We start from the raw sequence: 14,363 nt of genomic DNA, 5'->3' as shown, positions 1-14,363 counted from the left end.
CAGTGAGGAGCAGGCAAGCATGTTCAATGCAGTGATCGATGCGCCGTTCGGCAAGGTCGGCATTCGCCTCGAAGGCGAGGCCGTGCGCGAAATCGTCTATCTGCCGGATTCGATGCAAAACGTCGCGCCCGACACGCCTTTGGCAAAGCAGGCGGCCGAACAGATCGAACGATATTTCGAGCGTGCGTCGGCGAAATTCGAGTTGCCGCTGGCCTCGGTCGGCACCGCGTTTCAGAAGCGCGTGTGGCAGGCCATCAGCGACATTCCGCCGGGCGTCGTGCTGACCTACGGTCAACTGGCAAGGCAACTCGGCAGCGCGCCGCGCGCGGTCGGTCAGGCGTGCGGCGCCAATTACTTTCCGATTGTGATTCCCTGTCATCGGGTGGTGAGTTCGAGCGGCATCGGCGGTTTCGCGAATCACGCCGAAGACGGTTTCTTCCGCAACATCAAGCGCTGGCTGCTGGCGCATGAAGGCATTCCCTACGCATGAGCGATACGTTGATCGACGACGCGGCCGCCGCGTCACCTCTGTTCGTCGCCAGCTCGGCGTCGATCGATGCATTCTGCGACGCGCTGTGGCTCGAACACGGCCTGTCGCGCAACACGCTCGACGCGTACCGCCGCGATCTGCGGCTCTTTTGCGAATGGCTCGCGCAGAGCCGCAACGCTTCACTGGACACCGCGAACGAAGCCGATCTGAACGCGTATAGCGCGGCACGCCAGAAAGACAAATCGACTTCGGCGAACCGGCGGCTCTCGGTGTTTCGCCGCTATTACGGCTGGGCGGTGCGCGAGCATCGCGCGAAGGTCGATCCGACGGTGCGCATCCGCTCGGCAAAACAGCCGCCGCGTTTTCCGTCGACGCTCAGCGAGGCGCAAGTCGAAGCGCTGCTCGGCGCGCCGGACGTGGCGACGTCTTTGGGCCTGCGTGATCGCACGATGCTGGAGTTGATGTACGCGAGCGGTTTGCGCGTGACCGAACTCGTCACGTTGAAGACAGTGGAAGTGGGCCTGAACGAAGGCGTGGTGCGTGTCATGGGCAAGGGCTCGAAGGAGCGGCTGATTCCGTTCGGCGAGGAAGCGCACGGCTGGATCGAGCGCTATCTGCGCGAGGCGCGGCCCGCGTTGCTCGGCGCGCGCGCGACCGACGCGCTGTTCGTGACGAGCCGCGCCGAAGGCATGACGCGCCAGCAGTTCTGGAACATCATCAAGCGTCACGCGGCGGCGGCCGGCGTGCATGCGCCGCTCTCGCCGCATACCTTGCGGCATGCGTTCGCGACGCATCTACTGAATCACGGCGCCGACCTGCGTGTCGTGCAACTGCTGCTCGGCCACACGGATATTTCGACCACGCAGATCTACACGCACGTGGCGCGCGAACGGTTGAAGTCGCTGCATGCGCAGCATCATCCGCGAGGTTGATGCCGGGTTCGCGGTAGCGCTTCGTTTTAAAGAAATTCGCGCAGCCGATGCTTGAGAATCTTGCCGGTCGATGCAGCCGGCAACGCGGCGAGCACTTTGACTTCGGCTGGCCGCTTGTACGGCGCGAGACGCTCGCCGCACCAGTCGATCAATTCGGCGGGCGTCACCGTCGCACCTGCAGTCAACTCGACGAACGCGACCACTTCCTCGTTGCCTTCCACCGCGCGTCCGATCACCGCCGATTGCACGACTTGCGGATGCGCATTCAACACATGCTCGACCTCGGCCGGATACACGTTGAAGCCCGAGCGGATGATCAACTCCTTACTGCGGCCGACGATATGCAACGCGCCGTCCTCGTCCTGTCGCGCAAGGTCGCCGGTTTTGAGCCAGCCGTCTTCGGTCACGACCGTGCGTGTCTGTTCCGGGCTGCGGTAGTAGCCGAGCATCACGTTAGGCCCGCGCACCCATAGCTCGCCGATCTCGCCCTTCGCCGCGTCGACGCCGTCGAGTCCGACGAAACGCACTTCGACGCCCGGAATGACCTCGCCGACGGAACAGTCGCTGCGCGGCGCATCGAGCATGGTGTGCGACACGGTCGGGCTGCTCTCGGTCATGCCGTAGCCGTTGTGCAGCGGCAGACCGTAGACGCTTTCCACCTGCGCTTTCAAGGCGGCGTCGAGCGGCGAGCCGCCTGAATACGCGAAGCGCAATTGCGGCGCGGACCACGGGTGAGCGTGCGTTTGCAGATGTTCGAGCAGTTTGGCGTGCATGGCCGGCACGCCCTGGAAAATCGACACGCGCTCTTCGGCGAGGGCGCGGCGCACGGCTTCTGGCGCGAAGCGCGGCACGAGCCGCAAGGTCGCGCCCGCGTGGAGGCTGCCCAGGCACACCGACGCAAAGCCGTACACGTGCGAGATCGGCAGCACGGCATAGACGACGTCGTCCGGGCCGACTTTGCGCAAGCGGCTCGACGTCGCGGCGATGAAGAGCAGATTGCGATGCGACAGCATCACGCCCTTCGGTGCGCCGGTCGTGCCGGTGGTGTAAATCAACGCCGCGCATTGGCGGTCGCTTGCGGCTTCGACTGGCTCGGCGATCGCCGCGTTGTCCACAGCGTACGACCAGGCGCCGATGTCCGGCGTGATAGTTGGTGCTTTGACCGCTTGATGGCGCTGTGCGTGCTTTTCGGCATCGGCCGAGCTTTCCGTGGCATAGGCGACCAGGCGAGGCCGCGCGTGCGTGCGGATCGAGTCGAGTTCGCCCGCGGACAGGCGCGCGTTCGACACCAGCGCCCACGCGTCGAGTCGGGCGGTCGCGAACAGCAGGACGATCTGCACGATGCTGTTCTCCGCGACGATCATCACGCGATCGCCGCCGCGCACGCCGAATTCGCGCAGCAGGGCGGTGGCGGCGTAGACGGCCTCGAGCAGTTGCGCGCTGGTCAGGCGGCGCGCATCCTCGATCAAGGCGACGTGCTGCGGATCGCGCGCGGCTGCAAGCGCCGGGATGTCGGCGATGCGCGTGGGCAGCGCGGCCAGCAGCGCGGGGATGTCGATCGTGGGACGGGTAGATGAATGAAAGCTCAACGCTGTCTCCTTTGTCGACCGGAGTTGACGCTTTAGCGTCCTACTCCGGTCCCATGCAAGTTTGCAAAAACAATACGGTGCCCGGCGTACGTTGCGCCGGAATATTTTCGAACGATCGTGCCACAACCGCCGGACCCGCACAATTGGCCATTCGGCAAATAGCCGTTGTGCAAAGTCGCCATTACAATGCGCCGATGAGCAAATCCAGACACGTCTCCGAAACGCCGGCCACGCAGTTTCTGCGCCGCCACGGCGTCACTTTCGGCGAACATCCTTATGATTATGTCGAGCACGGCGGCACCGGCGAATCGGCGCGCCAGCTCGGTGTGGACGAACATCACGTCGTGAAGACGCTGGTGATGGAAGACGAGCACGCCAAGCCGCTGATCGTGCTGATGCACGGCGACCGTACCGTCAGCACCAAGAACCTCGCGCGGCAGATCGGCGCGAAGCGCGTCGAGCCGTGCAAGCCCGAAGTGGCGAACCGGCACTCCGGCTACCTGATCGGCGGCACCTCGCCGTTCGGCACGAAGAAGCCGATGCCGGTGTACGTCGAGTCGAGCATTCTCGAGATGGACAAGATCTGGCTGAATGGCGGAAGGCGCGGTTTTCTGGTCAGCATCGACCCCAAGGTGCTGACTGAGTTGCTGGCGGCGAAGGCGGTTCAGTGCGCGAGCGTCGATTGACGTTTGCCTGAATGTTTTCCGGGCGCGCGGGTTCGGTAGAATGTGCGCCGCTTCGTTCCGAGTTGCGCACCCTGTTGCGGTTGGGGTATCGAGTTTCAGACCGCCGATCTTTATAAGAGTCCCAGATGCAAAACCTGATCGTTGCTGTCGTTGCCTACCTGATCGGTTCGGTGTCGTTCGCCGTGATCGTGAGCGCCGCGATGGGCCTCGACGACCCGCGCTCGTACGGCTCCGGCAACCCGGGCGCCACCAACGTGCTGCGCAGCGGCAGCAAGAAGGCCGCGATTCTCACGCTGATCGGCGACGCATTCAAGGGCTGGCTGCCGGTGTGGTTCGTCGTGCACTACGGCGCGCGCTATGGGCTCGACGAGACGTCGGTGGCGATTGCGTCGGTGGCCGTGTTTCTCGGCCACCTGTATCCGGTTTTCTTCCGCTTCAAGGGTGGCAAGGGCGTGGCGACCGCGGCCGGCGTGCTGCTCGCGATCAATCCGATACTGGGCGTCGCGACTTTGCTGACCTGGCTGATCGTGGCGTTCTTCACACGCTATTCGTCGCTGGCGGCGCTGGCCGCGGCGGTGTTCGCGCCGATCTTCGATGGCTTCCTGTTCGGGCCGCATGTCATTGCGCTGGCGATTGTCGTGATGAGTTCGCTGCTGGTGTGGCGGCATCGCGGCAACATCGCCAAGCTGATGCGCGGGCAGGAAAGCCGCATCGGCGACAAGAAGAAAGCGGATGCGGCGGCGAGGGCTGCGGGTGGTAACGACGTTTGATGGACGGTGCTTTCACGCTTGAACGCGTCGATGCTTCTTGCGCGGTGCGTGGGCCAGTCATGCTCGTCACGGCGCGCGTGTCGGGTGGTTGCACTGCGGGGCATGACGAGACGGGCGCGCGTGCTTGGGCGTCGGCAGGCCTGTGCCTGAAGCCTGAGGTCTGAGGCCAGAAGCCAGAAGCCAGAAGCCAGAAGCCAGAAGCCAGAAGCCAGAAGCCGGAAGCCGGAAGCCAGAAGCTCAGTGCCCAGCGCGCCTGCCACGCGCGGCGCGGCACGCCGAAATTGCCGCGCGTGCGTTAGACGCGCTCGCGCCTCGGCAGATCAATCGCGGAAGTTGTTGAAGTCGAGCGGGGTATCGGTTACATCCTTGCGCAGCATGGCGATCACGCTTTGCAAATCGTCGCGCTTGCCGCCGGTGATGCGCACCGCGTCGCCCTGAATGCTGGCCTGAACCTTGATCTTGCTGTCCTTCACGAGCCTCACGATTTTCTTCGACAGATCGCCCGACACGCCTTTCTTGATCTTGATGACCTGCTTGACCTTGTCGCCGCCGATCTTCTCGATCTTGCCGTAGTCGAGGAAGCGCACGTCCACGTTGCGCTTGGCCATCTTCGACAGCAGCACGTCTTTCACCTGGCCGAGTTTAAAATCATCGTCCGCGTAGGCCGTGATCTCGTTTTCCTTGTGTTCCACACGTGCGTCCGACCCTTTGAAGTCGAAGCGCGTTGAAATTTCCTTGTTGGACTGCTCGATCGCGTTCTTGACTTCGATCATGTTCGCTTCGCAGACGACGTCAAACGATGGCATTTTTTTCTCCCAATAGTGCTGCGGTGCGTGACGCAACCGGGCGGCTGCTCACGGGGCACTCGCTATAATCACGGACCGGACGTCATTTTACCGACGCCTTTCCCTTTTGCCCAAGGCCGGCGCGCATTGTCGCCCGGCCGGGGCCCGAAGCCGGTTGCCTCGGCCGTTTCATTCGTCGTTTCACTGTTCTCATTCCGATGTCCCAAACCGACTCCGCCGCGTTCATGGCCGGCTATCCGCTGAAGGCGCACAACACCTTCGGCTTCGATGTGCGCGCGCAGTTTGCGTGCCGAATCGAGCGTGAAGAGCAATTGATGGCCGCCGTGCTCGATCCGCGCGCAGCCGGCCTGCCGCGCCTCGTGCTGGGCGGCGGCAGCAATGTCGTGCTGACCGGCGACTTTGGCGGCCTGGTGCTGCTGATCGCGCTGCAAGGCCGCCGCGTCGTGCGCGAGGACGATGATGCATGGTACGTCGAAGCGGCCGGCGGCGAGCCGTGGCATGAGTTCGTCGGCTGGACTTTGTCGCAAGGTTTGCCTGGTCTGGAAAACCTCGCGTTGATTCCGGGGACGGTGGGTGCGGCTCCGATTCAGAACATCGGCGCGTACGGGTTGGAGATGTGCGAGCGCTTCGCGTCGCTGCGGGCCGTGGAGCTGGCTACCGGTAACGTGATCGAGATGGATGCGCAGGCGTGCCGCTTCGGCTATCGCGACAGCTTTTTCAAGCGGGAAGGGCGCGACCGTTTCGTGATTACGTCGGTGACGTTCCGTTTGCCGAAGGTGTGGCAGTCGCGCGCCGGGTACGCGGATCTGGCTCGCGAATTGGCCGCCAACGGCCATGCCGACACGCCGCCGACCGCGCAGGCCATTTTCGATGCGGTGGTGGCGGTGCGGCGCGCTAAACTGCCCGATCCATTGGAACTCGGCAATGCCGGCAGCTTCTTCAAGAATCCGGTGATCGAAGCGGCGCAGTTCGAGGCGCTGAAGGCCACGGAACCGGACGTTGTGTCGTACGCTCAGCCGAATGGGCGGGTGAAACTTGCCGCGGGCTGGCTGATCGATCGATGCGGCTGGAAAGGCCGCGCGATGGGCGCAGCTGCCGTGCATGAACGGCAGGCGCTGGTGCTGGTGAATCGCGGCGGCGCGAGCGGGGCGCAGGTGCTGGCGCTTGCGAAAGCGATTCAGCGCGATGTGCTGGAGCGGTTCGGTGTGGAGTTGGAAGCGGAGCCGGTTTGTTTGTGATGATTGGCGGATGATAAAAAAGGCGCCGGGAGTTTTCCTCCCGGCGCCTTTTTGCGTTTTTGGCTCTGGCCGCGCCTTGCGGCGCTTAACTCGCGTGCGCGAAGTTAGCCTTCACCGGAACGCTCGCCATCAGTCGCGCTGACGACGCGCATTCTCCGCAATCCGCATACGCAGCGCATTCAGCTTGATGAACCCGCCAGCGTCGGCCTGGTTGTAAGCGCCACCGTCATCATCGAACGTTGCAATCGTCTTGTCGAACAACGTTTCCTTCGAATCGCGCGCAACCACCGACACGCTGCCCTTGTACAGCTTCACACGCACCCAGCCGTTGACCTTCTCTTGCGTATGGTCGATCAGCACCTGGATCGCGCGGCGCTCCGGGCTCCACCAGTAGCCGTTATAAATCAGCGACGCGTAACGAGCCATCAGATCGTCTTTCAGGTGAGCCACTTCGCGGTCGAGCGTGATCGACTCGATGCCGCGGTGCGCTTTCAGCATGATCGTGCCGCCCGGCGTTTCATAGCAGCCGCGCGACTTCATGCCGACGTAACGGTTTTCAACCAGATCCAGGCGACCGATGCCATGCTTGCCGCCCAGACGGTTCAACTCGGTGAGCATTTCCGCAGCCGACAGACGCTTGCCGTTGATCGCAACCGGATCGCCGTGCTCGTATTCGATGTCGATGTATTCAGCCTGGTCCGGCGCCTGTTCCGGCGACACGGTCCAACGCCACATATCGGCCTCGGCTTCCGCCTTCGGGTCTTCCAGGTGACGGCCTTCGAACGAGATGTGCAGCAGGTTCGCGTCCATCGAATACGGCGCGCCGCCTTGCTTGTGTTTCATTTCGATCGGAATGCCGGCCTTTTCGGCGTACGCGAGCAGCTTTTCACGCGACAGCAAGTCCCATTCACGCCACGGCGCGATCACCTTGATGCCCGGTTCCAGCGCGTAGTAACCGAGCTCGAAGCGAACCTGGTCGTTGCCCTTGCCGGTGGCGCCGTGCGAGACCGCCTGCGCGCCGCTGGCGCGGGCGATCTCGATCTGACGCTTGGCGATCAGCGGACGCGCGATCGACGTACCCAGCAGGTACTCGCCTTCATAGATCGTGTTGGCGCGGAACATCGGGAACACGAAGTCACGCACGAATTCTTCGCGCAGGTCTTCAATAAAGATGTTGTCCTGCTTGATGCCGAGTTGCAGGGCTTTCTTGCGCGCCGGTTCCAGCTCTTCGCCCTGGCCGATATCGGCCGTGAACGTGACGACTTCGGCGTCGTAATTGTCCTGCAACCACTTCAGGATGACGGAGGTGTCGAGGCCGCCCGAATAGGCGAGCACGACTTTCTTGATATCGCTCATGGTGAACTCGTAGCTGGAGAAAGCGGGAAAACAAGGCGCGCCGGCGGTCCCGGAGCGCGGAAAACCACTATTTTGACACTAAACCGCAGGCTGCCCGCGTTTTTGGGACGGTGCGCTGTTGAAGCCGGGTCCGCTACTGTCATGGACGCCGGCTCAATGCGTGGCGCTAAACGTGGATGCCTTGCCTCGTATTCAAGGCCCCGTCGCGCTTCACGCAGATGCTGCTTGAGTTGCTGAAGAGCGGCCCGCTCAGTGATTCAGCTTGCCGAGCAGCAGATATTCCATCAAGGCCTTTTGCACGTGCAGACGATTTTCTGCCTCGTCCCACACCACGCTTTGCGGGCCGTCGATCACTTCCGCGCTGACTTCCTCGCCGCGGTGGGCGGGCAGGCAGTGCATGAAGAGCGCATCCGCATTGGCGCGCGCCATCATGTCGGCGTCGACGCACCAGTCGGCGAAGGCTTTCTTGCGCGCTTCGTTTTCGGCTTCGAAGCCCATGCTGGTCCAGACGTCCGTGGTCACGAGATCGGCGCCGGCGCAGGCCTCGTTCGGATCGTCGAATTCTTCGTAGAACGGCGCGCTTTCGGCGGCGACCATTGCGCGGTCGAGCTTGTAGCCCGGCGGCGTGGACAGGCGCAACTTGAAGCCGAGAATCTGCGCGGCTTCGATCCACGTGTACAGCATGTTGTTGGCGTCGCCGACCCACGCGACCGTCTTGCCGCGAATCGGGCCGCGATGCTCGAAGTACGTGAAGATGTCCGCCAGCACCTGGCACGGGTGATATTCGTTGGTCAGCCCGTTAATCACCGGCACGCGCGAATTCTCGGAGAAGCGCTGGAGAATGTCCTGGCCAAACGTGCGGATCATGATGATGTCGACCATGCGCGAGATCACCTGCGCTGCGTCTTCGATCGGTTCGCCGCGGCCGAGCTGCGTGTCGCGCGTGCTCATGAAAACGGCGTGGCCGCCCAACTGGAAAATGCCGGCTTCGAACGACAGGCGCGTGCGTGTCGAATTTTTTTCGAAGATCATCGCCAGCGTGCGATCGTGCAGCGGATGGTAAGTCTCGTAGTTCTTGAATTTGCGTTTCAGAATGCGTGCGCGTTCCAGCACGTACTCGTAGTCTTCCAGCGAGAAATCCTTGAACTGCAGGTAGTGGCGAATTTTCTTGGCGGTCATGAAACAAATACGGCGGTCTCACCCGGCAGGATTGCCGGACGGCGCCGCCGTCGTTTGTGGTAACTCAAAGCAGCATAAAGGATTTCGCCGGGTTTGACGAGTCGGCCAAATGGCCAGGCAAGCTGTCTGAAAGCCTTGAGGAAGCGTCAGACATATCTTGTGTGCGCTGCGGAAAAAGGTCCGCTGCGCTATAATCTACGGGTTATCCCAAAGCCCAGCAGGCCGGTATTCCGCTTGTGGGACACGGCTCGCGCGATTCGCAACGACCTGCTTGCAGTGCGCCGTCACGACAAGTGCCAAGGCGGCTTAGCCGGCTCTTCACGGTTTCTGGTGGTGCCGCTCGCCATCGCGGCACAGTCGGCGAGTCCCGGCAATTCAGAGCCGTTTCGCCGTCCGCTTTGCTGTCATCCCGCTGGGCAGTCACACAGGTATTCCTACATGGCCGAAGCAGCTCCAACCGAATATTTCATTCAGGGCATCACGTCGACGGGAAAAAAGTTTCGGCCGAGCGACTGGTCGGAGCGGCTCGCAGGCGTCATGGCGTGTTTCGGGCCCGGCGCAAGGAAGGGGCCGAACGCCTATATGCAGTACTCGGTGTATGTCCGACCGACCATGATCGGCGACCTCAAGTGCGTGATTCTCGATTCGCGGTTGCGCGACATCGAACCTATGGCTTTCGACTTCGTCCTCAACTTTGCGAAAGACAATGACCTGGTCGTGACGGAGGCGTGCGAGCTGCAACTCGAGCACGCCACGCCGCAAGAGAAAAGGCACGTGATATAGCGCGAGCCCGCCGGATCGGCAAACGCAAAAGCAAAAACCCGCTGGCAGCGGGTTTTTTTGTGGGCAGTCCGTCAATCATATGCGCGACGAACTGCGCGACGCAGTGTGGATCTGTCGATCCGAAGCAAAAAAGCCCGCCGAGGCGGGCCTTTCTGTGCAGCGGAAACAGGAGGTAGCCCACCGAAGCGGGCTGACCGGAATTACTGCGCTGCGGACGCTTGCAGACCCTTAATGGCTGCAGCGAGGCGGCTCTTATGGCGAGCAGCCTTGTTCTTGTGAACGATGTTCTTGTCGGCAATGATGTCGATGGTCTTCGACGATGCCTGGAAGATTTCAGCGGCCTTAGCCTTGTCGCCGGCGTCGATCGCCTTGCGGACAGCCTTGATAGCCGTGCGGAACTTCGAGCGCAGTGCCGAGTTGTGCGAGTTTGCCTTGGCGGCCTGGCGGGCGCGCTTGCGTGCTTGTGCGGAGTTAGCCATGACGGTTCCTTATCCTGTTCCTGTTTCCAGTACCTGACCTTCAAGTGGTGAGGTGCTGCTTTTAGATCGAACTCTTGGAAGCGATTGCCCAAGAGCGCAAAAGTGTCGAAAAAAATCGATCGGACTACGCGAAGGCAGGCCTGTGTTTTCGGGTTGTTCGAGGGTTTGGCAGTCGGCGTGGCGCCGATCTGAACCCCGTCCGAAAATTGATCGAGCTTCGAAACCGGCGATTATAGCAACAAAATCAGGCACGTGGCAACGGGAAAGCGCTATGTCACCGAGGCGCCATGCTGCAGAAAGTCCGGCGTCCGGCCGGCGGTCGTATGGCGCAAGCGTGTTGGAGCGCGCGCAGAAGGCGGGCGCGGGTGCGTCCAAGGCCGACAACACGCTGCGGCGAAGCCATAAAAAACGCGCCGATCCACCCATCGGATCGAACGTCCGCGCGGCAAAACGGTCCGAATCGCGTTCCGGCTCATCGTCCGCACTCGCGGCACCCGTATAATAAGCGCCCCATGAATCTATTCCGAGCCCTGCTGACGGTCAGCGGCTTCACGCTGCTGTCGCGCGTGACCGGACTGGCCCGCGAAACGCTGATCGCACGCGCGTTCGGTGCCAGTCAATACACTGACGCGTTTTACGTCGCCTTCCGCATTCCGAACCTGCTGCGCCGCATCTCCGCCGAAGGCGCGTTCTCGCAGGCCTTCGTGCCGATCCTCGCCGAGTTCAAGAACCAGCAAGGCCACGACGCCACCAAAGCGCTGGTCGACGCCACGTCGACGGTGCTCGCCTGGGCGCTCGCGGTCCTTTCGCTGATCGGCGTCGTGGGCGCGTCGGGCGTGGTGTTCATCGTCGCCTCGGGCCTCGCGCACGAAGGGCAGGCGTACGCCCTCGCGGTCACCATGACGCGCATCATGTTCCCGTACATCATTTTCATTTCGCTGACGTCGCTGGCGTCGGGCGTGCTGAATACGTACAAGAACTTCTCGCTGCCCGCGTTCGCACCGGTTCTGCTGAACGTCGCGTTCATCGTCGCCGCGGTGTTCGTCGCGCCGCGTCTGCAAACGCCGGTCTACGCGCTCGCGTGGGCGGTGATCGCCGGCGGCGTGCTGCAGTTCATCGTGCAACTGCCGGGGCTGAAGAAGATCGACATGATTCCGCGCATCGGCCTGAACCCGGTGAAGGCGCTCGCGCATCGCGGCGTCAAGCGCGTGCTGTCGAAGATGGTGCCCGCGATGTTCGCCGTCTCGGTCGCGCAAATCAGCCTGATCATCAACACGAATATCGCGTCGCGCATCGGCCCGGGCGCCGTGTCGTGGATCAACTACGCCGACCGGCTGATGGAGTTTCCGACCGCGCTGCTGGGCGTCGCGCTCGGCACGATCCTGTTGCCGAGCCTCTCCAAGGCACACGTCGATGCCGACCCGCACGAATATTCGTCGCTGCTCGACTGGGGCTTGCGCGTCACCTTCCTGCTGGCCGCGCCGAGCGCCGTCGCGCTGTTTTTCTTCGCGCAGCCGCTGACCGCCACGCTGTTTCATTACGGCAAGTTCGACGGCAATTCGGTGGTGATGGTCGCCCGCGCGCTGTCGGCGTATGGCGTCGGCCTGATCGGCCTGATTCTCATCAAGATTCTCGCGCCGGGTTTTTACGCGAAGCAGGACATCAAGACGCCGGTGAAGATCGGTGTCGGCGTGCTGATCCTCACGCAGTTGAGCAACTATCTGTTCGTGCCGATCTTCGCGCATGCGGGTTTGACGCTGAGCGTCGGGCTCGGCGCTTGCGGTAATGCGCTGCTGCTGTTCCTCGGCTTGCGCAAGCGCGGCATCTATACGCCGTCGAGCGGCTGGCTCAAATTCTTCGTGCAGTTGTTCGGCGCCTGTCTGGTGCTGGCCGGCACGATGCACTGGCTGGCCATCAGCTTCGACTGGATCGGCATGCACAGCCGTCCGGTCGATCGCATGGTGTTGCTCGCAGCGTGCCTCGTACTGTTCGCCGCGCTATATTTCGGTATGCTTTGGCTGATGGGCTTCAAGTACGCGTATTTCAAAAGGCGAGTGAAGTGATCACGATGACGCGAGTTCTCGACTATTTCAGCACGCTCGTCGCCGAAGACGACAGTCTTCCGCTGACCGAGGCGGCGCTCTCGCTCGCGCAGGACGCCTATCCCGATCTCGATCTGCAAGGCACGCTCGCCGAGATCGACGAACTGGTGGTGCGCCTGCAGCGGCGCATGCCGGACGACGCCGACATCAAGCAGAAGGTCGGCATTCTGAACCGGTTCTTCTTTCGGGAGTTGGGTTTCGCCAGCAATCTCAACGATTATTACGACCCCGACAACAGCCATCTGAATGCGGTGCTCAAGCGCCGCCGTGGCATTCCGATTTCGCTGGCGGTGCTGTATCTGGAAATGGCCGAACAGATTGGCGTTCCGGCGCGCGGCGTGTCGTTTCCCGGCCACTTTCTTTTACGCGTGACGACACCGGACGGCGACGTCATGCTCGATCCGACCAGCGGACACTCGCTGTCCGAATCGGAGATGGTGGAGATGCTGGAGCCGTATGTGGCGTCGGCGGGAGAATCGGTGAGCAGGGCGCTACGCATGCTGCTGCAACCGACCACGCGGCGCGAGATCATCGCGCGTATGCTGCGCAATCTGAAGTCCACGTATCTTCAGACGGAACGTTGGCAGCGTTTGCTGGCGGTGCAGCAGCGTCTCGTGATTCTGCTGCCGGAAAGTATCGAGGAAGTGCGCGATCGCGGCTTCGCTTATGCGCGGCTCGATTATCTGCGGCCCGCGCTCGAAGACTTGGAGCGCTATCTCGGCGACCGGCCCGATGCCGAGGACGCGACCGTGGTGGAGTCACAATTGCACGAACTGCGTCAGCGCACTCAGCACGACGACCGCGAGTAGGCACGCGGCAAGGCCGCGCCCATTAGAACCACTCAAAACAAAACGCCTGCACATGAATAAACGTGTGCAGGCGTTTTTCATTGGCGCGGGCTATACGAAACCGCCCGCCGCATGCAGGCTTACTTCGGCTGCATCCGAATCGCGCCGTCCAGACGAATCACTTCGCCGTTGAGCATCGGATTGTCGAAGATCTGCTTGGCGAGCATCGCGTACTCGGCCGGTTTGCCGAGACGCGGCGGGAACGGCACCATCGCGCCGAGGGCGTCCTGCACTTCCTGCGGCATGCCGAGCAGCATGGGCGTTTCGAAAATGCCCGGTGCGATCGTCATCACGCGGATCGCGTTGCGCGACAGGTCGCGTGCGATAGGCAGCGTCATGCCGACCACGCCGGCCTTGGACGCCGCATAAGCCGCCTGGCCGATCTGGCCGTCATACGCGGCCACCGACGCCGTGTTGATGATCACGCCGCGCTCGCCATTCGCGTTCGGTTCATTCTTCGACATGGCCGCGGCGGCCAGCCGCACCATGTTGAAGGTGCCGATCAGATTGATCGAGATGGTGCGCGCGAACGAGTCGAGCGGATGGGGGCCGTCCTTGCCGACCGTTTTAACGGCAGGCGCGACGCCCGCGCAATTGACGAGGCCGCGCAGCGTGCCGAGCTTGGTGGCGGCTTCGACGGCTTGGGTGGCGTCGTCTTCGCGGCTCACATCGCATTTGACGAAGACGCCACCGAGCTCCTTCGCGAGCGCCTCGCCGGCATCTACATTCAGGTCGGCGAGCACGACCTTGCCGCCGTTTTCGACGAACAGGCGCGCCGTGGCTGCGCCCAGCCCCGATGCACCACCGGTGATCAGGAAAACGTTGTCACGAATCTCCATGTCTTCTCCTTTGCTACGGTTCAGTAATGTCTGGATCGAATATCTTTTCGATGATCGATTGTAACGGCTATGCTGCAATGCGGAAAGCGAAGCGGGCAGGAGCGTGATTCTTACGCATTGGGAGGGCTTAGGCAGAGCAAACCGTTACGGATGGCTAATTAATATTGAGCGCGGATAAACAGGAAAACCGCTCGGCACTCAAGCCGCGCATTGCATAAAAAAACCCGCCGGCAAAGGCGGGTTTTCGTGAGGCGAACACAAGCGCA

Annotated in this window: 14 protein-coding genes; 8 read left to right on the top strand and 6 right to left on the bottom strand. The window is 62.3% G+C overall.

Annotated elements, in window-relative coordinates; all coding sequences use genetic code 11:
* The first annotated feature begins 19 nt into the window (after positions 1-19).
* On the top strand, positions 20-490 hold the full coding sequence (locus PQR32_RS15230) for a methylated-DNA--[protein]-cysteine S-methyltransferase (protein WP_408227992.1): 471 nt from the start codon (positions 20-22) through the stop codon (positions 488-490).
* A complete protein-coding gene (gene xerD, locus PQR32_RS15225; protein ID WP_408227989.1) occupies positions 487-1,422 on the top strand; it encodes a site-specific tyrosine recombinase XerD in 936 nt (311 codons plus the stop codon). The genes PQR32_RS15230 and xerD overlap by 4 nt, the downstream gene beginning before the upstream one ends.
* Before the next feature lie 26 nt (positions 1,423-1,448).
* On the opposite strand, the gene PQR32_RS15220 is transcribed toward xerD, so the two are convergent.
* The gene (locus tag PQR32_RS15220; protein WP_408227986.1) at positions 1,449-3,011 is read right to left on the bottom strand and encodes a class I adenylate-forming enzyme family protein; all 1,563 of its coding nucleotides are present in this window, start codon (positions 3,009-3,011) and stop codon (positions 1,449-1,451) included.
* Between the two features lie 194 nt (positions 3,012-3,205).
* Between PQR32_RS15220 and ybaK the strand changes: the two genes are divergently transcribed.
* Both ybaK and plsY read left to right on the top strand, forming a co-directional pair.
* Positions 3,206-3,697: a Cys-tRNA(Pro) deacylase gene (gene ybaK / locus PQR32_RS15215; protein WP_408227983.1), complete on the top strand. Its 492-nt coding sequence runs from the start codon at positions 3,206-3,208 to the stop codon at positions 3,695-3,697.
* 125 nt (positions 3,698-3,822) lie between these two features.
* Positions 3,823-4,467, top strand: a complete 645-nt coding sequence (gene plsY / locus PQR32_RS15210; protein WP_408227980.1) for a glycerol-3-phosphate 1-O-acyltransferase PlsY — start codon at positions 3,823-3,825, stop codon at positions 4,465-4,467.
* A 320-nt stretch (positions 4,468-4,787) separates the two neighbouring features.
* Here the strand turns inward: plsY and PQR32_RS15205 are convergent, their stop codons facing one another.
* Entirely contained in the window at positions 4,788-5,273 is a 486-nt protein-coding gene (locus PQR32_RS15205) for a YajQ family cyclic di-GMP-binding protein (RefSeq protein ID WP_007180572.1), read from the bottom strand.
* 197 nt (positions 5,274-5,470) lie between these two features.
* Between PQR32_RS15205 and murB the strand changes: the two genes are divergently transcribed.
* Positions 5,471-6,511: a UDP-N-acetylmuramate dehydrogenase gene (murB, locus tag PQR32_RS15200; protein ID WP_408227977.1), complete on the top strand. Its 1,041-nt coding sequence runs from the start codon at positions 5,471-5,473 to the stop codon at positions 6,509-6,511.
* A 129-nt stretch (positions 6,512-6,640) separates the two neighbouring features.
* On the opposite strand, the gene PQR32_RS15195 is transcribed toward murB, so the two are convergent.
* A complete protein-coding gene (locus PQR32_RS15195; RefSeq protein ID WP_408227974.1) occupies positions 6,641-7,867 on the bottom strand; it encodes an argininosuccinate synthase in 1,227 nt (408 codons plus the stop codon).
* 249 nt (positions 7,868-8,116) lie between these two features.
* On the bottom strand, positions 8,117-9,046 hold the full coding sequence (gene argF, locus PQR32_RS15190) for an ornithine carbamoyltransferase (protein ID WP_007180575.1): 930 nt from the start codon (positions 9,044-9,046) through the stop codon (positions 8,117-8,119).
* Between the two features lie 438 nt (positions 9,047-9,484).
* Between argF and PQR32_RS15185 the strand changes: the two genes are divergently transcribed.
* Positions 9,485-9,829, top strand: a complete 345-nt coding sequence (locus PQR32_RS15185; RefSeq protein ID WP_408220670.1) for a DUF3579 domain-containing protein — start codon at positions 9,485-9,487, stop codon at positions 9,827-9,829.
* 200 nt (positions 9,830-10,029) lie between these two features.
* Here the strand turns inward: PQR32_RS15185 and rpsT are convergent, their stop codons facing one another.
* Entirely contained in the window at positions 10,030-10,308 is a 279-nt protein-coding gene (gene rpsT, locus PQR32_RS15180) for a 30S ribosomal protein S20 (RefSeq protein WP_012434165.1), read from the bottom strand.
* A gap of 512 nt (positions 10,309-10,820) precedes the next feature.
* Here rpsT and murJ point away from each other — a divergent pair.
* Both murJ and PQR32_RS15170 read left to right on the top strand, forming a co-directional pair.
* The gene (gene murJ / locus PQR32_RS15175; protein ID WP_408220672.1) at positions 10,821-12,371 is read left to right on the top strand and encodes a murein biosynthesis integral membrane protein MurJ; all 1,551 of its coding nucleotides are present in this window, start codon (positions 10,821-10,823) and stop codon (positions 12,369-12,371) included.
* 5 nt (positions 12,372-12,376) lie between these two features.
* Positions 12,377-13,219, top strand: a complete 843-nt coding sequence (locus tag PQR32_RS15170) for a SirB1 family protein (RefSeq protein ID WP_408227969.1) — start codon at positions 12,377-12,379, stop codon at positions 13,217-13,219.
* A 119-nt stretch (positions 13,220-13,338) separates the two neighbouring features.
* Here the strand turns inward: PQR32_RS15170 and PQR32_RS15165 are convergent, their stop codons facing one another.
* Positions 13,339-14,097 carry a 3-hydroxyacyl-CoA dehydrogenase gene (locus tag PQR32_RS15165; protein ID WP_408227966.1) on the bottom strand — a complete coding sequence of 253 codons (759 nt, stop codon included), beginning with the start codon at positions 14,095-14,097 and terminating at the stop codon, positions 13,339-13,341.
* Positions 14,098-14,363 lie beyond the last annotated feature (266 nt).

Source organism: Paraburkholderia dipogonis, from assembly GCF_046027395.1.
Lineage (GTDB): Bacteria > Pseudomonadota > Gammaproteobacteria > Burkholderiales > Burkholderiaceae > Paraburkholderia > Paraburkholderia dipogonis_A.
The sequence above is the reverse complement of the archived record's forward strand: the minus strand, read 5'-3'. Positions and strand labels throughout refer to the sequence as shown.